This window comes from Sphingomonas sp. BGYR3, from assembly GCF_025153455.1.
Taxonomy (GTDB): Bacteria; Pseudomonadota; Alphaproteobacteria; order Sphingomonadales; family Sphingomonadaceae; genus Sphingomonas.
This window is the reverse complement of record NZ_JANZNT010000002.1, coordinates 600651-618867: the sequence shown is the minus strand read 5'-3', so window position 1 is coordinate 618867 and position 18217 is coordinate 600651. Positions and strand designations below refer to the sequence as shown.

The window sequence follows — 18217 nt, the reverse complement described above, 5'->3', positions numbered from 1 at the left end:
CGTGACCGGATGACAAGCACGCTCTTGACATTTTCACATTATGAGACAGAGTATTATTAAATGAGAACGACGTCGTCAAATCCTGAATCAGCCGACGGGGCGGCTGGCGCACGTTCCTCCGTCGCGGGCAGCCAGACCCTGATGCGCGGGCTGGACGTGATCGAGGCGGTGACATCAAGCCCGCTGACCCTTGTCGAATTGGCTCAGACACTTGGGCTGACCCGGTCGACCACGCACCGGCTGGCCAGCGCCCTGATCGAACGGCGGTATCTCAGCTTTGCCCCCCGTATCGGGTATCGGATCGGACCCAAGCTGCTGGAACTGGGCTTTATCGCCCAGCAACAGACCGACATTGTTCAGGTGGCGCGCGACCATCTGGAACGGCTGGCCGGCCTGACCGAGGATACGGTGCATATCGGCGTGATCGACGCCGATCGGGCGCTGTATCTCGACAAGATTCCGGGCCGCCGCCGGGTGGAAATCTCCAGCCGGGTAGGCGATCGTCAGGCGCTGACTTCGACCGGCCTTGGCAAGGCGCTGCTCCTGGACAGCACGCCCGCAACCTGGGAACGGCTGTTCCGCGAAGATCAGGCAGCGGGCGCGCCGCGCGCCGAATGGTCCGTCTGGCAGGAACGGATGACCGGCTATGTCCGGGCAGGCCGCGCCTATGACCTTCAGGAAAACGAGGATCTGATCCGGTGTGTCGCCGCGCCCATCCGGGGCGCGGGCGGCGCGATCGTCGCGGCGATCAGCGTGTCGAGCGCGGCGCAATACATGTCCGATGACCGCATGGAATCGCTTACCGACGATGTGCGCCGGACAGCAGCCGCAATCAGTGCGGACCTGGGCTGGTCGGGCAAGGACCCCGAGGCGGTCTGAACCAGAATATTCGGCAAATGGAGAACTGCATGGGATTGCTTGAGAACAAGGTCGTGCTTGTCACGGGCGCATCGACCGGCATCGGCCGGGCGGCGGCCATTGGCGCTGCCCGTCATGGCGCGGACGTCGTGCTCAACTATGCATCCAGTGACGCCAAGGCCGCATCGGCAGTGGCGGAGATCGAGGCGCTGGGCCGCCGCGCGCTTGCCGTAAAGGGCGACGTTGCCGAAGCGGCGACCGCGACCGACTTCGTTGCCCGCGCGGTGGATGCGTTCGGGCGGGTCGATGTCCTGGTATCCAATGCCGGCATCTGCCCGTTCCACAGCTTTCTGGACATGCCGGCCGACGTGATGGAGCGCACGATGCGGGTGAACCTGCACGGCGCCTATTACATGTGTCAGGCAGCGGCAAAGCAGATGGTGGCACAGGGCGACGGCGGTGCCATCGTCGCGGTATCCTCCATCTCCGCACTGGTCGGCGGGGAATATCAGACCCACTATACGCCGACCAAGGCCGGCATCCATTCGTTGATGCAATCCACCGCGATTGCGCTGGGCAAGCATGGCATCCGTTGCAATTCCGTGCTGCCGGGCACCATCCTTACCGAAATCAACAAGGACGACCTGGCCGATCAGGACAAGCGCGACCGGATGACCGCGCGCATTCCGCTGGGCCGGCTGGGCGAGGCGGACGACCTGGCCGGGCCGATCATCTTCCTGGCGTCAGACATGGCTGCCTATGTCACCGGGGCTGCGCTGCTGGTCGACGGCGGGGCGTTCGTGAACCTGCAATGATCCGCAAGGCCGCATCCGCAATCGACTATCGGGAACTGGCGCGTCGGCGCCTGCCCCCCTTCCTGTTCGAATATATCGACGGCGGCTCCTATGCCGAGGTGACGCTGCGTCGCAATGTCGAGGAACTGAGCGGCATTGCGCTGCGCCAGCGCGTGCTGACCGGCACCGATGGCATCGACCTGTCGGCCAGCCTGTTCGGCGAGGCGATGTCGATGCCGGTCGCGCTGGCACCCGTTGGTCTGGCCGGGATGAACGCACGGCGGGGCGAGACTCAGGCAGCGCGGGCGGCGGCGGCGGCCGGCGTGCCGTTCTGCCTGTCCACCGTTTCCTGCTGCCCGCTGGACGAGGTGGCAAAGGCAAGCCCGCGCCCGTTATGGTTCCAGCTGTACATGATCCGCGACCGCGGCTTCATGCGCGCGCTGCTGCAACAGGCGCGCGATGGGGGTTGCACCACGCTGATCTTTACCGTCGATATGCCGGTGCCCGGTTCGCGCTATCGCGACTATCATTCGGGTCTGGCGGGCGCCTCCGGCCTTGCCGGCGATCTGCGCCGCATCTGGCAGGCGGTAAAACACCCCCACTGGGCATGGGACGTCGGCGTCAATGGCCGACCGCATCAGCTGGGCAATGTCGCGCCCGTGCTGGCCGGGAATACCGGGCTGGAGGATTTCTTTGCCTGGATGCGCAACAATTTCGACGCCAGCGTGACGTGGAAGGATCTGGATTTCATCCGCACGGAATGGACCGGGCCATTGATCATCAAGGGCATCCTGGACGCCGAGGATGCGCGCGCAGCCGCTGATCTGGGCGCGGACGGCATCGTCGTATCCAACCATGGCGGGCGTCAGCTTGACGGGGTGCCGGCCACTGCCCGCGCCCTGCCCCCCATCGCGGCGGCGGTGGGCGATCGCCTGACCGTGCTGGCCGATGGCGGGGTGCGGTCGGGGCTGGACGTGGTGCGGATGCTGGCGCTGGGGGCAAAGGGCGTGCTGCTGGGCCGGGCCTGGGCCTATGCGCTGGGCGCAAAGGGAGAGGCGGGCGTTGCCCACCTGCTCAACCTGATCGATGCGGAAATGCGGGTTGCGATGACGCTGACCGGATGCCCCACCATTGACGCGATCGGGCCGCACATCCTGGTCAAGGAATGAGCGGCCCGCCGTTCAGGCAGGCGATCCGGACAGCAGCCCGATGGCGTTGGCCAGTTCGTCCTGCCGGAACGGCTTGGTGAGGCGCGGCAAACCGGCATCGATGCCATCGGCGTCGGCATAGCCCGACACGACCAGGATGCGCAGGTCGCCAAACCGCTCGCGGCACGTGCGGGCAAGGGCGTTGCCGGTCATGCCCGGCATGAGGTGATCGGTGATCATCAGGTCGGGGCGATACCCCCCATCAAGCAGCGCAAGCGCCTCGTCCCCGGACCCGGCAACCGTGACATCGAACCCGATGTCCGACAGCATCTGTGCCGTGGTGCCGCGCACCAGATCCTCGTCATCGACCAGCAGGACCTGGCCAGAGGACCGACGCGTCGACGGATCGCCTGCTACCGGCTTGGCAACGGGCAGGTCGCCGCAAGCGGGCAGCCAGATGCAGATGCTGGTTCCCCGTCCCGGCACGCTGTCGATGGTCAGCGTGCCGCCAAGCTGAGAGGCAAGGCCATGCGCCATGGACAGGCCAAGCCCGGTTCCCCTGCCCAGCGCCTTTGTCGTGAAAAACGGTTCGATGGCGCGCGACAGCGTTTCGGCATCCATGCCGGTCCCGGTATCTTCGACCATCAGCCGAAGATACGCACCGGGCGCCAGCCCCGATCCGTCGCCGGGATCGACCACGGCGCTGGACACCCCGATCGTTAGCGTGCCGCCATCGGGCATCGCGTCGCGGGCATTCACGGCTAGGTTGAGCAGCGCCATTTCCAGCTGGTTGGGATCGGCGGTGGCCGGGCGCAGCATGGAGGGCGTATCGAGGATCAGGTTGACCCGCGGCCCCACCGTGCTGGTGATTAGGCCGGCCATATCCGTCACCAGTTGCGACAGGTCGACCGGCACCGGCTGCAACGGCTGACGACGGGCAAAGGACAACAGGCGATGGACCAGCGTGCGTGCGCGCTCCGCCGACTGGAGCGCCCCGTCAATCAGGCGCCGGTCGCGATCATCCCCCACCCCCTTGCGATGCAGCCGATCAAGCGCGCCCAGCATCGGGGTCAGCAGATTGTTGAAATCATGCGCGACCCCGCCGGTCAGCTGCCCCATCGCCTCCATCTTCTGCGCCTGTTGCAGCGCCTCTTCAGTCTGGACCTGTCGCGTCACATCGCGGCTCGATCCGATGATCCGGACGACGTGACCGACAGCGTCGAACAGCGGCACCAGCGTCGTATCCAGATAGCGCCGGTCCCCGGTTTCGGGGTATATTTCGCGATACTGGTAAAGCTGCCGGGTCTCAACAACATGACGATAGGCGCTGGTCACGCGCTCGGCCAGATCGGGGGACAGGATTTCGCTGATCGTCCGTCCTTCAAGCTCATCCAGCGCAAAACCGACGATTGCCTGATGCGCGGGATTGAGCTGTTCAACAAAGAAATCGCCATCGGAGCGCACGCCGATCACGAACAGCCGATCGGGCGTGTTTTCGAAATAGGCGCGGTACAGTGCATCCGCCTGCCGTCGCCGGTCCTCGGCAAGCCGCAGTTCCGCTGTACGCGCCTCGATACGCAGTTCGAGGCTGGCGTTCAGCGCGCGCAACTCGCTTTCCGCCGCCTGGCGTTCGATGAACAACCGGATGCGCTCGGCAATATCCTCGATCAGCGCGATCTCGTCCGCCCGCCAGCGGCGATGGCTGCGGTCGTTCAGATAGACGATGCTGCGCAACCGGGCGTGTCGGACGAACGGAACGATCAGGAATGCGGCATGATCCGCCGCCCCGCCATCAGGCCTGCCGGCAACGGTAATGGATTGGAGGAGTGGCAGGTTCTCGCTGGCAATCAGCCCGCCTGTCGACAGCGTGTCCAAGGTCGACGGCACAAAGCGCGCGGCATCGCTGCCCGCCAGCGGAGGGACGCTCCCGTCGCTCCAGCCCACGACGAAATCGAAACTGCCGCCACTGGCATCCCATTCCGCAAATCCCGAACGGACAGCCCCGAAATGCTCACCAAGCGCGCGGGCGATGGCGGACAATGCCTCGCCGCTGTCCTGCCCGCGCAGCGTATCGGCAATGGTCAGCAGCAGCGTCGTGCGCGCCTGTTCCTGCGCGGCGCGTTCGATGAACCGCTGTACCCGGGCAGCCGCAAGCGCCAGGATCAGGATCATCGCCGTGACGACGGAAATCGAAAGGCCGAGCGCTGTCTGATCGAACAGCGCCACACCGCGCTTGGCCGAATCGGCATCCGGCACAAACCCGACGCCCGCCATCGCGGCATAGTGCATCCCGGCAATGGCCGCGCCCATCACTATCGCTGCGCCCAGTTGCCGGCCGCGACCATAATCGCGTGACGCCAGCCAGACCGCAGCCGTCGCCGCAGCCAGCGCGATCAGGATGGAAAGTGCGACCCAGCGGACATCGTACACGACAGAATATCCGGCCATGTACATCCCGGACATGCCGACATAGTGCATGGCCGCGACACCGCCGCCGATGAACAGACCGGCAAGACCGACGCGCAACCGTCGCGGCCGGTTCCAGTCCATCCCGCCCAGCCCCAGGCCGGTCGCACCGATGGCCAGCACCAGCGACACCAGCGTCAGGGCAAGGTCATGGCGCATCACCATGCCGGGCATCCGATAGGCCAGCATGGCAACGAAATGCATCGACCACACGCCGCCGCCCAGCGCCACCGCCGCAGCGCACAGCCACAGATAGGTGGCCCGGCCGCTGGCCGCGCGCATCCGTGCAACGATGCTGAGTGCAGTGAACGATGCAAGGACAGCGATGCCGATCGACACCGGCACCAGTGCCGGATCGTGTATGCCCGTCATCACCATTTGACCGACATCGGTCGAACTGTCCAATGAAGTACCCTTTAACCCGATGCGCCGGTTCTTGCACGTCCGCGCCCCACCGGCCCGAACTGAACGGAAAAGGCAATCCTCTTTCGGTAATCGTCGCGCGCGCAACGATCCAGCATTTTGGGGGCCGCAACCCGAACGGGATTACACAAATCGGGACAGATCTGGTGGCTGGCGGATCCGCAGCGGCGCTGCGCGTTACAGATTGCGGGTGGCAGCTGCGCAGGCGTGCGACTGAAAGGGAGTAACAATGCGCACGCCTGCCGCCCCGGGCGGGCTTTAGCCTCTGCGACCCGAAAACCGTGTCGAGGCCGGTATCGCCCCATCGGTAGCTTATTGATAGATCGCAACAATACGTAACTTACATCGATGAAAGCAGAAGGGATCGGCAGGGGCATCGGCACAGTCATGCCCCCGATCGCGCATGACACGGCGGCCGCCGCCAAGGTATCGGCCGATCCGATTTCCGCTTTACCGGTGCGCCCCCGTCCCTAAACACCGGCCATGGTCCCGCCCCCGCCCCCCCGGCATCCGGCCCGATCGATCCTGTTCGGTTCAGGCGATTTCGGCTTCAACCTCTATTGGCAGGCGCTCAGCCTGTTCCTTCTGTTCTTCTACACCGACCGGCTGGGGCTTTCGCCGGAGGTTGCCGGATCGGTGATGGCTGCGGGCGCAGTGATGGACGGTGCGGCCGATCTGGCCATCGGCATTGCGGTCGATCGCTGGCGCATCCGATATCGACGCATCGTGGCGATCATGGCCCTGCCGCTCGGCCTGTCGTTCATCCTGATCTTTGCCGAGGGGCTGGGCGGCGGTATCGGCGCCATTCTGGCCGCTCACCTCCTGTTCCGGCTGCTCTATGCCGTCGTCAACCTGCCCTATGCCGCCTGGTCGGTGCGGGTCAGCCATGCCAGCGCGGACCGGACGCTGATGTCGGGTGCCCGGATGGCATTCGGCGCGGCGAGCGCGGTGACCGTTGCGCTGGCCATGCCGGGCCTGGGCAATGGCTATACCGGAACGGCCATCCTGTTTGCCGGTGCGGCCACCGCCATCCTGCTGATGGTCGCCCTGTTCGTACCGGAACAGCAGATCGAGGCGCAGTCGGCCGGCCCCCGATCCGTCCGGCTGGATCTGATGACGCTGATCGGCAATCGCGCCTTCATCACCCTGACCCTGGCCGCACTGGCTGCAACGGTGGCGGGTGCAATCATCGGCCATTCGGTCCTGTATTTCTTCACCCACAGTCTGGCCGCACCAGAGGCGGGGCAACAGGCACTGGCGATGATGGGCGTTGTCGGCGCGGTGACCGTGCCGCCCTGGACGGCACTGGCATTGCGGATGGGCGCGCGGGCCACCTGGCTGGGCGCAGCGGCGCTGGGCATCGTGGCGGCCGTGTTGTTCGCGCTGGTCCCCGGTGTCGGCGTCACCGCGGCCCTGCTGTTCCTGGGCGCCATGCAGACAGCGCTCAGCGGCTTTCACCTGTCCGCCTGGGCCATGCTGCCCGACGCGGTGGATCACGGTGCCGACGCGACCGGCCACCGGGTCGAAGCGACGGCGTTCAGCGTGTTCATGCTGGCGCAAAAACTGGGCCTGGGCCTGGCCGCGCTGTTGCTGGGCGCCGTCTATGCCGCATGGGGGTATCGCGGCGGGACGCCGGGACCGGCCGCACGCGATGCCATCCAATGGCTGATGATCGCCGGCCCCGCCATCGCCATCGCGCTGGGCGCGGCGGCGATGCTGGCCAATCCGCTGCGCGGGCGTCAGGCCAGCGTGAATTCGCCGGACACGCCCTCTGCCTGAGCCGAAGGGGCGATCCACAGCCGGAAACGGCCCGGCTCCACCGTGGGTTTCAGGTCGAGGCCGACAAAGGTCAGGTCCTCCCGCCGCAGTGTGAATTCGACGCGGCGGCGCTCGCCGGGCTTGAGAGGCACGCGCTGAAACGCCTTCAGTTCGCGGACCGGACGGGTGATGCTGGCGGTAATGTCGTGGACATACAGCTGCACCACCTCCACCGCGTCACGGGTGCCGGTATTGGCGATGGTCGCCGCGACCTTGATCATGCCGCCAGCGGTCAGCGTGCTGCCCGCCCCCTCCATGGCGGAATATTCGATGCGGCCATAAGTCAGGCCATGGCCGAACGGATAGAGCGCGGCATTGGGTGCCTCCCGGTAATGCGCCTTGTAATCCTGACGCGGACCGGGCGGATTGGGTCGCCCGGTATTCTTGTGCGCATAATGATAGGGCTGCTGACCAGTGGCATGGGGAAAGCTGACCGGCAGGCGGGCCGACGGCCCCTCCACCCCGAACAGGATGTCGGCCGTCGCCGGACCGGACATCGACCCCAGAAACCAGGTGGCAAGGATCGCCGGGGCGTCCTTGACCGCGCCCGCCAGCGCCAGCCCGCGGCCATGGCGAAGCAGGACGACGACCGGCTTGCCCGTTGCGGCCACAGCCTCGGCCAGCGCCATTTGCGGCGCGGGGATGCCGATATCGGTGCGGGACTGCGCCTCACCGGACATGCGCTGGCTTTCCCCGATCGCTAGCACAACGATATCGGCCGCGTTGGCGGCGGCGACCGCCGCCTCGATCCCGCCGGCCAGCGGCTCTTCGATCCCCGATCCGTCGACGGCGGTGACCAGCGCCGGATCGCTCACCAGCGCGCGAACGCCGGTCAGCAGATCGACCGCCTCTGCATCCGAGCCATAGACGTTCCACGGCCCGATCAACTCGCGCTGACCCTGAACAAACGGGCCGATCAGGGCGATGCGCTTGCCCGATCGCGGCAGCGGCAACAGGTCGCCGTCATTCTTCAAAAGGACGATCGAACGGCGCGCCGCCTCCCGCGCGACGGCCAGATGCGCCTTGGTGCGCACCCGCGTCTTTTCCCGGCGCGGGTCGATGCGGCGGAACGGATCGTCGAACAGGCCCAGCAGCTGCTTCAGCGCCAGCACCCGGCCGACCGCTTCATCCAGCCGCGCCATCGGCACTTCGCCCGATGCGACCAGGTCGGGCAGATGCTTGATGTAGAAACCGGACTGCATCGACATATCGACGCCCGCCAGAAAGGCGAGCTTTGCCGCCTCGCGCTCATCGGCGGCAAAGCCATGATCGATCAGTTCGAAATCGCCGGTGTAATCGGATACGACCAGGCCGCCGAATGCCCATTCCTTGCGCAGCACGTCGGACAGAAGCCAGGGATTGGCAGTGGCCGGCACGCCGGACAGTTCGTTGAATGCCGCCATCACGGTCGCTGCCCCGGCATCGAACGCGGCCTGAAACGGCGGAAAATACACCTCGCGCAGCGTCCGTTCGGACACGTCGACGCTGTTGTAATCCAGCCCGCCCTCTGCCGCGCCATAGGCGGCAAAATGCTTGGCACAGGCGGCCATTGCATCATCGGCGGAAAGGCCGCGACGCCCCTGAAATCCCCGCACCCGCGCATCCGCCATTAGCTTGCCGAGCAGAATGTCCTCGCCAGCCCCCTCGACGCCGCGTCCCCAACGCTGATCGCGCGCAATGTCGACCATCGGCGCGAAATTCCAGTCGATGCCTGCCGCCGTCGCCTCGACCGCCGCGATCCGGGACGTCCGTTCAGCTAGGTCGGGATCGAAACTGCCCGCCTCGGCCAGCGGCATGGGGAACACGGTTCGAAAGCCGTGAATGACATCGGCGGCAAAGATCAGCGGCACCTTCAACCGGGAATCGCGCACCGCCGCCTGCTGCATCTGGCGCGCCATTTCCGCGCCATTGCCGTTGAACACCCCGCCGATACGGCCGCGCCGTACCTCGTCCAGCTGCTGCTGATAATTGGCCCCGCCCTTGGTCGGGTTCAGCGCGTTCGCGGCGCTGCCCGCCCAGGCGGCTGCCATCAGCGTCACCTGTCCCGCTTTTTCCTCCACCGTCATGCTGGCGATCAGCGCGCGGAGCCGGGGGGACAGGGAATCGGCGGCCGCATTCTGCATCAGCGCACGGGCGGGCGAGGAAACCCATGCCGCGACCGCGCCAGCGCCGATCATCATCGCGCGGCGGCTGATTCGGGGGGTGCGATCCATAAACTCTCCTGAAAAACGAACGGCTTGGCCCAGGACAGGCAGTCACCCTGCCTGACTATTGCAGACGCTTGTAGTTTCTTGTAACCGGTTACATCAAGAGGCGGCTGGCAAGGCCGCCCGCGAAAGCGGTCCCGACGGGCCGATGAGGATGAACGGACGGGCATGACCCAGGCGACGATCAGGGATGTGGCGCGCGAGGCGGGTGTTTCCGTCGCGTCGGTGTCGCGCGTCCTCAATCGCCTGCCCAATGTGCGCCCTGAACTGAAGGACAAGGTGGAGACTGCGGCCCGGCGCCTTAGCTATGTTCCCCATGCCGGTGCACGCGGCCTCAGCTTGTCCCGCACGGGCACGGTCGGCGTCGTCCTGCCCGACCTGCACGGCGAGTTCTTTTCCGAAATGCTGCGCGGCATGGACCGTGAGGCGTCGGCGCGGGGGATGCACCTGTTGCTGTCCAACATGCACGCCGATCCGCTGCACGGGATCGACGCGATGCGCAGCATGCGCGGGCGCGTCGACGGGCTGGTCGTCATGGCGCCGCACGTGGATCCCGACCTGTTGTTCGCGCATCTGCCCGCCAATGTCCCCGCCGTGCTGCTCAACTGTCCCGACAACCGGCAGGGCAGGATGGAATTGCGGATCGACAATGCAGCCGGCGCGCGCACCATGGTCGATCACCTGATCGGAACGGGCCGCCGCGCGATCGTTCACATCGCCGGCCCACGCGGGAATATCGAGGCGGAACACCGCGCTCAGGGCTATCGCCAGGCAATGGCCTCGGCCGGATTGCCCGCCATCATCCTGCCCGGGAATTTCGACGAGGATTCGGGCCGGGCTGCGGTCGCAACGATGGCCGCGCGCCAGATCGCGGCCGATGCGGTCTTTGCCGCCAACGACATGATGGCCATCGGCGCGATGGTGGCGCTGCGCGATGCGGGCATGGATGTGCCGCGCAAGATCGCGGTTGCAGGGTTCGACAATATCCCGCTTGCCCGGCTGATCAGTCCGGGCCTGACGACGATGGCGGTGGACATTGCCGACATCGGCGCCCGGGCCATCAACCGCCTGTCGACAATATTGTCCGGAGAAACCGTTCCGCTGACGGAACTTCGTAGCCCCAGCCTCATTATCAGGGCCAGTACCCAGTCCTCATCACAGTAAAAACAGCCCCGGCAAACGGGGGTTTAGCAGGGAAGAAAACCAATGCGTCAATCATCAGCTATCCGTCTGTTGCTGGCCAGCGCGACCGCGCTGACCGGTTCCGTCACGCTGGTCGCGCCCGTTGCGGCGCAGACCACGACCGCATCGATCCGCGGCGTCGTCACCGATGCCAGCGGCGCACCGGTATCCGGTGCAACCGTCCGCATCGTCAGCACGGGCACCAATCGCGCGCAGACCGCGACGACGAACGCCAGCGGCGGCTACATCCTGAACGGCGTGCGGCCCGACACCTATCGTATCACTGTAACCGGTCCCAACGGCGAGACGTTCGAGCGCGTGATCGGTGTGGGCGTGGGTCAGGCCGCGACGGTCGATGCCCAGCTCGGGGCAGCAGCCGCCCCCGCCGATGATGCCGCCGCAGCGGCCGAACCGACCACGGGCGAGGACATCGTCGTCACCGGCTCGCGGCTTCGCGAAACGCGGACCAGCGAAATCGCCACCAACATCAGCCAGGACCAGATCCGCGTCCTGCCGCAGACGGACCGCAACTTCCTGAGCTTTGCGGCGCTCGCGCCCGGCGTGCGCTACAATGACAGCGAAACCGACAAGAGCTTTTCGTCCGGCGCATCGCCCGCGGCACAGGTCAACGTGTTCATCGACGGCCTCAGCCTGAAGAACAAGGTGCGCGAAGGCGGCGTCGCTGGTCAGCAGAACAGCCGGGGCAATCCCTTCGGCCAGCTTGCGGTGCAGGAATTCCGCGTCATCACGCAGAACTACAAGGCGGAATATGAACAGGCCGGCGCGGCGATCATCACGGCGGTCACCAAATCCGGCACCAACGAATTCCATGGCGAAATCTTTGGCCAGTATACCGACCGGTCGCTGTCGGAGACGAGCTTCCTCGACCGGCGTCGAGGCAACGCCAAACCCGCATTCGAGCGCAAGCAATATGGCGCCTCGCTGGGCGGCCCGATCGTCAAGGACCGATTGTTCTTCTTCGTTGCCTATGAAGGCAATGATCAGGACCGCGCCTTCAACGTCCGTTCGACCGGCGCGCCCGATGCCATCACGGAATTCGAAAACTTTTCCGGTCGCCAGATCGAAGAGTTCGAGGGCGCGTTCGTCAGCCCGTTCCGCAGCGATTTCTATTTCGGCAAGCTGACCCTGACGCCCGACGATAACCAGATCTTCGACCTGTCGTTCAGCCGTCGCCAGGAAAGCGACATTCAGGGTTTCGGCGGCAACACCGCGTTCGAATATGCCGAAAACAAGCGCAACCTCGTCGATACCTATCAGTTCAAGTGGACCTATAACGGCGACGATTTCGTCAACGAATTCAACGCCAGCTATCTGAACTACGAATTCAACCCGACGTCGCTGAACCCCGATCTGGCCTCGTTCGACTATCAGGGCGTGCTGCTGTTCGGCGGCAAGGATTCGACCCGGCGCGAGCTGCAACAGGGTTACAATATCCGCAACGACTTCACCTATACCGGCCTGGCCGGCCACGCGATCAAGTTCGGTGCGCGTGTCGAGGTGACGGACATCAGCTTCGATAATCAGGCGTATATCCAGCCGCGCTACTTCTTCCGCCGCGAACCCAACAACAATCTGAACTTTGCCTTTCCGGCCGAAGCGTTGCTGGGCCTCGGCTCCGGGCTGATCGATGCGTCGAACACACAGGTCGGCCTGTATCTGCAGGATGACTGGGACATCACCGATCGCCTTCAGCTGAACCTGGGCGTCCGCTGGGATTACGAAACCAACGGCTTCAACAACGAATATCGCACGCCTGCCGCCGCTGCCGCCGCGCTGCGTGCCGTGCCCGCGAACGCCTATTTCGACCCCGAAAACTACATCACCGACGGTAACGACCGCAAACCGTTCGCCGGTGCGATCCAGCCGCGCGTCGGCTTTTCCTGGGACATCAAGGGCGACCGCAGCACGGTGATCTTCGGCGGTGCAGGCCGCTATTATGACCGCAACAATTTCAACAACACGGTCGATGAACTGTCGCGCACGATCAACCCGATCGGCCGCTTCCGGTTTTCCGCGGACGGTGCGAACCGCGATGGTCAGCCGACGATCCGGTGGAACCCGTCCTATCTGACGCGTGATGGGCTTCAGGCACTGATCAACGCCAATCCGCAGGTCGGCCTGCCGGAATTGTTCGCGGTAAAGAACGATTCCCGCCCGCCAGTGAACGACCAGTTCTCGTTTGGCGTGCGTCAGCGGATCGGCGTGTTCGAAGCGTCGGTGACCGGTTCGTATCAGCGCGGCCGCAATGGCTACACCAACCTGTTCGCCACGCGGAACAACGGCGGGCTTGGCGGCTGCTGCGATGGCACGGTGCTGTCGGCGGTTCGAGCCGCCGGATATTCCAACGTGCTGATCGGCTTTGACGGGCTCGATACCCGGTACAAGGCGCTCTATTTCACGCTCGACAAGAACTATACCGAAACGTCGGGCTGGGGCCTCAACATCGCCTACACGCTGGGCAAGGCCGAAAAGAATGGCGGCGATCTGTTCAGCCTCGATCAGATCACGCCGGATGCCTATGGCTGGCGCGCGTCGCCGGGCGACGAGCGGCACCGGGTCGTCATTTCGGGCATCGTCGATCTGCCGCTGGGCTTCCAGTTCTCGACCCTGACCACGCTGGGTTCGGGTCAGGCGTATCAGGTGGTGGACGGTACCAATGGCGGGTCGGTCGGGTTCAACGAATTCACCGCGCGTTACCCGGAAAAGAACTGCATCGCCGGGGTCTTCGCCTTCTGCGAAGTCAACGTCACGCTGGCCAAGAACTTCGCGATCTTTGGCAGGGAGGACAATTTCAACATCGCGGTCGATGTGCTGAACGTGTTCAACAACAACAATTTCAGCGGCTTTGACGGCTTTTTCAACAACACGATCAACCCGGCCACCGGTCAGGTCACTGATCCGCTGCTGCCCGCCAATGCGGACAATGCAGCGAACCTGCTGACCCTGCCGCGCAGGGTCCAGTTCAGGCTTGGCTATCGCTTCTGATAGTCTTGCCGGTCGCGGCGGGGCCTCCTCCCCCCACCCCTGGCCCCGCCGCGGCCAACCCAGATGGAGTAGCGACTTGTTCGACAGACGGAAGTTTGTGGGATCGGCGGGGCTCGGCCTTGCCGGTCTGATGGCGGGATGCACCCCGCGTTCGGCCCCGCCCGCCCCGGCAGGTCCGATTGCGGTGGATGGCTGGACCGTCCTCAACGACCGGCCCGCGCTGGACGTGGAGGTCAGCCCGCTGATCGACGATATCCAGCGCCGCGCCTTTCGCTATTTCTGGGAAGTGACGGATGAAAAGACCGGCATGGCGCCGGATCGCTGGCCCACCCCGTCCTTTGTCTCGATTGCGGCCATCGGCTTTGCGCTGACCGCCTATCCGATCGGGGCAAGCCATGGCTGGGTCACGCGGGAGGCGGCGGCACAGCGCACGCTGACCACGCTGGAGTTCCTGGCCAAGGCGCCGATGGGCGACACGCCGACCGGCGTTTCGGGCTATCGCGGATTTTTCTACCATTTTCTGGGTTCGACGCGCGGCTACCGCTTTTCGCTGTCGGAACTGTCCACCATCGACACCGCCCTGCTGATGGCTGGCGTGCTGTTCGTGCAAAGCTGGTTCGACGATGCAGCCAGCCCGGTGGAAGCGCGCATCCGCGAACTGGCCGAACAGCTGTACCAGGCCGTCGAATGGCCGTGGATCACCCCGCGCGCGCCATTCGTGTCGATGGGCTGGCACCCGGAAAGCGGCTTCATCCGGTCGGACTGGGACATCTATAACGAAGGGATGATCCTTTACATCCTGGGGCTCGGCTCGCCCACGCATCCGCTGGCCGATGGCACCTGGGATGCCTGGGCCGCCCGGTTCGAACCCAGCTGGTCGAACCGGTGGGGCGAACCGCACCTGCATTTCGCCCCGATGTTCGGCCATCAATACAGCCATGTCTGGGTGGATTTCCGGGGCATCCGCGATTCCTTCATGTCCGCCAAGGGCATCGATTATTTTGAAAACAGCCGCCGCGCGACCTATGCGCAGCGCAACTATGCCGTCGAAAATCCCGGCGGATGGGCGGGATATGGTGCCGATTGCTGGGGCCTTACCGCGTGCGACGGACCGGGCGATTTCCGGATGAACACGGGCGGCAGCGACCGGCAGTTCTTCAGCTATTCGGCGCGCGGACCCGGTGAGCGGGACGATGGCACCCTTGCCCCCACCGCACTGCTCGGCTCAATGCCGTTTGCGCCGGAAATCATCGAGCCAACGGTTCAGGCGATGTATTTCCGCTATGGCGAACAGCTGTACGACAAATACGGCTTTCTGGACGCCTTCAACCTCACCATCACGCGGCGGCCGCCGGAACCGTTCAAGCATGGCGAACTGCGTCCCGGCCTTGGCTGGGTGGACAAGGATTATCTGGGCATCGATCAGGGGCCGATCGTGGCCATGATCGAAAACCATCGCAGCGGGCTTGTCTGGGAAACCATGAAGAAGAACCCGCATATCCGCCGCGGCCTGCAGCGGGCGGGCTTTACCGGGGGCTGGCTGAGCGCCTAGCCGTTCATGCCTGCCGGTTCGTCGGGGATGGTCGGGGCGGTTTCCAGCCACGGCCTCAGGCTGATGCTGAACTCCGCCCCGCCCTCTGCCCCGTTGGCGGCGCTGACCCTGGCCTGCATCGCCTCGGCAAAGCCCTTGGCGATCGCCAGCCCCAGGCCGCTGCCGCCGTGCCGGTCATTGCCATCGCCGTGGCGAAAGGTTTCGAACACCCGGTGCTGAGCACCATCGGGCAGGCCAGGACCGTTGTCGGCAATGGACAGGACGACGCCATCGGGCATCCGCCGTCCGCTGACGATGATCCGGTCCCCGCCGCCATGGGTCGCTGCATTGGCCAGCAGGTTGATCAGGATGTGATGCAACAGGCGCGGGTCCGCGCGCACCAGCGGCAGGTTGGGCGGCACGCGAAGGTCGATGGTGCAGGATGCGAGCACCGCGCGCAGGTCATGCACGGCCGCCACGACGGCATCGGTCAGATCGGTCGGTTCGATCGACAGGTTCAGCGCGCCGCTGTCGATGCGCACCATGTCGACCAGATTGTCGAGAAACCGTTTCAGCCGGCCGACCTCTGCCTGCGCCATGCGGACCGTCTTGTCATCCGCCTGTCCTTCTGCCGCCAGCGCGTCGATCGCCGCCGCCACGCCGGTCAGCGGCGTGCGCAGGTCATGACCGATGGACGATAGCAGCGCCGCGCGCAGCCGATCGCGTTCGCGCAGCACCGACACCTCGCGCACCTGATCCTCCAGCGTCAGCCGCTCATGCGCCAGCGCGGCCTGACCCAGCAGCGTGGAAAACAGCAGCGCACGGTCCGCCGACACCGGATTGCCCCCGCCATCATTGGCAAGGCCGATCAGGGCAAGCGTGCCCAGCGCGGTGCGCAGCGGATGGAATTGCCACTCGGCGGCGACCAGGGTGCCCGTGCCGACCCCGGCCGGTTCGCCCCGGCTCCATGCCCAGTCGGCGGCGGCGCGATCCACCGGCCCCAGATCGGGCTGATCCGGCGGGCACGCGGCAACGCGCACCAGTTCGCCCTCCCGCTCGTTCAACAGGATGACCGAACAGTTGAGCGTCCGCGCCATTTCCTCGCACACGATCCGGCTGGTGCCATCCCAGTCGGACACGCGCGCCAGCGACTGACCGAAAGCGGCGACAGCGGCGTTTTCCTGGGCGCTGCGGGCACCCAGATTGGCCCGGTCGCGCAGCCGCGCCGACAGATTGCCGGTAAATACCGCAATGCCGATCAGGACGAACACGGTCAGCAGGCTGCGCGGGTCCGCGATGGTAAAGGTATAGAGCGGCGGCAGGAAAAAGAAGTTATAGGCCAGCCCCGCCGCAATCCCCGCAATCAGTCCGGGGCGCAGACCGGCCCAGATCGATCCGATGATCACCGGCGGCAGATACAAAAGGTCGACGCCCGCCATCCCGATCAGCGGCTCGGCCAGCTTGGCGATCAGCGTCGTGACGGCGAGCAGCAGCGCCAGGACCACATAATCGCGCACCCCGCCCCAACCGCGCAGCAGCGCCGCCGCCTGACGCGGGGCGGACAGCTTGGCCTCCCCCGGGATGACGTGCACCGCCAGCCCCTCGCCCGCCCGCAGCATTGCATCGACGACCGATCCATGGCGCAGTTCGAACCACCAGCTGCGCACCGATTTGCCGATCACCAGCTGCGTCGCGCGCATCCCGGCGACATGGGTGCGCAACCCCTCGATCACCGACACCGCCGGCACCGTGGCAATGGTCGCACCCAGCGTTGCGGCAAGGCGCAGGCTCTCGCCCACCCGCTGCCGCTGATCGGCGGAAAAGCCCGCGGCGCGCGGCGTTTCGATGAACACCGCCTGCCACGGCGCCTTAAGCGCATCGGCCAGCCGCTTGGCAACGCGCACCAGCTGATCCGATCCGGGCAGTTCGCTGACCGCGACCAGCACCCGCTCGCCGCCGGCAAAGGTTCCGGTTGCGGTCGTGGTGGCCAGATCCTCCAGCAGCGACTGATCGACGCTCATCGCAGCGCGGCGAAGCGCCATTTCGCGCAGCGCGGACAGATTGGGACGGGAAAAGAACCGGTCGAGCGCCCGGCTCGCCTCGGCCGGGATATAGACCTTGCCCGCCTTCAACCGCTCGATCAGCTCGTCGGGCGGAATGTCCACCACCTCGACCTCGGCACCGTCGAACACCGTATCGGGCACGGTTTCCCGCACGCGAACGCGGGTAAAGCCCGCCACCACGTCGTTCAGGCTTTCGACGTGTTGGATATTCAGCGTGGTATAGACGTCGATGCCGACATCCAGCAGTTCCATGACGTCCTGCCACCGCTTGGGATGGCGGCTGCCCTCGGCATTGCTGTGCGCAAACTCGTCGACCAGCGCCAGATCGGGCCGCCGCGCGATCACCGCGTCCAGGTCCATTTCCTCCAGCCGGTGGCCGCGATAATCGACCACGCGCCGGGGAACGACTTCCAGCGGCTCGACCAGCGCCTGGGTTTCGGTGCGCCCATGGGTTTCGACGACGCCGATCACGACGTCCCTGCCATCGCGCAGCTGCGCGGCACCGTCGGTCAGCATCTCATAGGTTTTGCCGACGCCGGGCGCAGCGCCCAGAAAGATCTTCAGCCGCCCGCGCTGTTCCCGGTTCGCCGCACGCAACAGCGCCTCGGGCGAAGGGCGCTGATCCCGATCGCTGTCGCTCACCACGGCATCCTGACGTCGTTCATCGGCACAGTCCTGCCATAACCCGCGTCGCGGCAACACGATCCTTATGGAATCTTTA

The 18217-nt window shown here is 65.6% G+C and carries 10 protein-coding genes; 7 read left to right on the top strand and 3 right to left on the bottom strand.

From position 1 onward, the window contains the following. Window positions 1-60: 60 nt before the first annotated feature. The 3 genes from NYR55_RS14770 to lldD are packed head-to-tail and all read left to right on the top strand — an operon-like array spanning window position 61 to window position 2821. Window positions 61-879, top strand: a complete 819-nt coding sequence (locus NYR55_RS14770) for an IclR family transcriptional regulator (protein ID WP_260022332.1) — start codon at window positions 61-63, stop codon at window positions 877-879. A 29-nt stretch (window positions 880-908) separates the two neighbouring features. Next, entirely contained in the window at window positions 909-1673 is a 765-nt protein-coding gene (locus NYR55_RS14765) for an SDR family NAD(P)-dependent oxidoreductase (protein WP_260022331.1), read from the top strand. Further along, window positions 1670-2821: an FMN-dependent L-lactate dehydrogenase LldD gene (gene lldD, locus NYR55_RS14760; RefSeq protein ID WP_260022329.1), complete on the top strand. Its 1152-nt coding sequence runs from the start codon at window positions 1670-1672 to the stop codon at window positions 2819-2821. The genes NYR55_RS14765 and lldD overlap by 4 nt, the downstream gene beginning before the upstream one ends. 12 nt (window positions 2822-2833) lie before the next feature. Here the strand turns inward: lldD and NYR55_RS14755 are convergent, their stop codons facing one another. After that, the gene (locus NYR55_RS14755) at window positions 2834-5638 is read right to left on the bottom strand and encodes an MHYT domain-containing protein (protein ID WP_260022328.1); all 2805 of its coding nucleotides are present in this window, start codon (window positions 5636-5638) and stop codon (window positions 2834-2836) included. A gap of 534 nt (window positions 5639-6172) precedes the next feature. Between NYR55_RS14755 and NYR55_RS14750 the strand changes: the two genes are divergently transcribed. Next, window positions 6173-7468: an MFS transporter gene (locus tag NYR55_RS14750; RefSeq protein ID WP_260022327.1), complete on the top strand. Its 1296-nt coding sequence runs from the start codon at window positions 6173-6175 to the stop codon at window positions 7466-7468. Here the strand turns inward: NYR55_RS14750 and NYR55_RS14745 are convergent. Beyond that, window positions 7429-9720, bottom strand: a complete 2292-nt coding sequence (locus NYR55_RS14745; protein WP_260022326.1) for a glycoside hydrolase family 3 N-terminal domain-containing protein — start codon at window positions 9718-9720, stop codon at window positions 7429-7431. The genes NYR55_RS14750 and NYR55_RS14745 overlap by 40 nt on opposite strands. Before the next feature lie 162 nt (window positions 9721-9882). Between NYR55_RS14745 and NYR55_RS14740 the strand changes: the two genes are divergently transcribed. From NYR55_RS14740 to NYR55_RS14730, 3 genes are all read left to right on the top strand, one after another. Next, the gene (locus NYR55_RS14740) at window positions 9883-10878 is read left to right on the top strand and encodes a LacI family DNA-binding transcriptional regulator (RefSeq protein ID WP_260022325.1); all 996 of its coding nucleotides are present in this window, start codon (window positions 9883-9885) and stop codon (window positions 10876-10878) included. Window positions 10879-10920: 42 nt separating this feature from the next. After that, window positions 10921-13902 carry a carboxypeptidase regulatory-like domain-containing protein gene (locus tag NYR55_RS14735; protein WP_260022324.1) on the top strand — a complete coding sequence of 994 codons (2982 nt, stop codon included), beginning with the start codon at window positions 10921-10923 and terminating at the stop codon, window positions 13900-13902. A 76-nt stretch (window positions 13903-13978) separates the two neighbouring features. Further along, window positions 13979-15454, top strand: coding sequence for a glucoamylase family protein (locus NYR55_RS14730; RefSeq protein ID WP_260022323.1), 1476 nt, complete (start codon window positions 13979-13981; stop codon window positions 15452-15454). Here NYR55_RS14730 and NYR55_RS14725 read toward each other — a convergent pair. Then, on the bottom strand, window positions 15451-18141 hold the full coding sequence (locus tag NYR55_RS14725; RefSeq protein ID WP_260022322.1) for a sensor histidine kinase KdpD: 2691 nt from the start codon (window positions 18139-18141) through the stop codon (window positions 15451-15453). The genes NYR55_RS14730 and NYR55_RS14725 overlap by 4 nt on opposite strands. Window positions 18142-18217: the final 76 nt, after the last annotated feature.

Coding starts and splice junctions, on each gene's coding strand:
- NYR55_RS14770 (WP_260022332.1), top strand. CDS start 61: ATGAGAACGACGTCGTCAAATCCTGAATCAGCCGACGGGGCGGCTGGC.
- NYR55_RS14765 (WP_260022331.1), top strand. CDS start 909: ATGGGATTGCTTGAGAACAAGGTCGTGCTTGTCACGGGCGCATCGACC.
- lldD (WP_260022329.1), top strand. CDS start 1,670: ATGATCCGCAAGGCCGCATCCGCAATCGACTATCGGGAACTGGCGCGT.
- NYR55_RS14755 (WP_260022328.1), bottom strand. CDS start 5,638: ATGACGGGCATACACGATCCGGCACTGGTGCCGGTGTCGATCGGCATC.
- NYR55_RS14750 (WP_260022327.1), top strand. CDS start 6,173: ATGGTCCCGCCCCCGCCCCCCCGGCATCCGGCCCGATCGATCCTGTTC.
- NYR55_RS14745 (WP_260022326.1), bottom strand. CDS start 9,720: ATGGATCGCACCCCCCGAATCAGCCGCCGCGCGATGATGATCGGCGCT.
- NYR55_RS14740 (WP_260022325.1), top strand. CDS start 9,883: ATGACCCAGGCGACGATCAGGGATGTGGCGCGCGAGGCGGGTGTTTCC.
- NYR55_RS14735 (WP_260022324.1), top strand. CDS start 10,921: ATGCGTCAATCATCAGCTATCCGTCTGTTGCTGGCCAGCGCGACCGCG.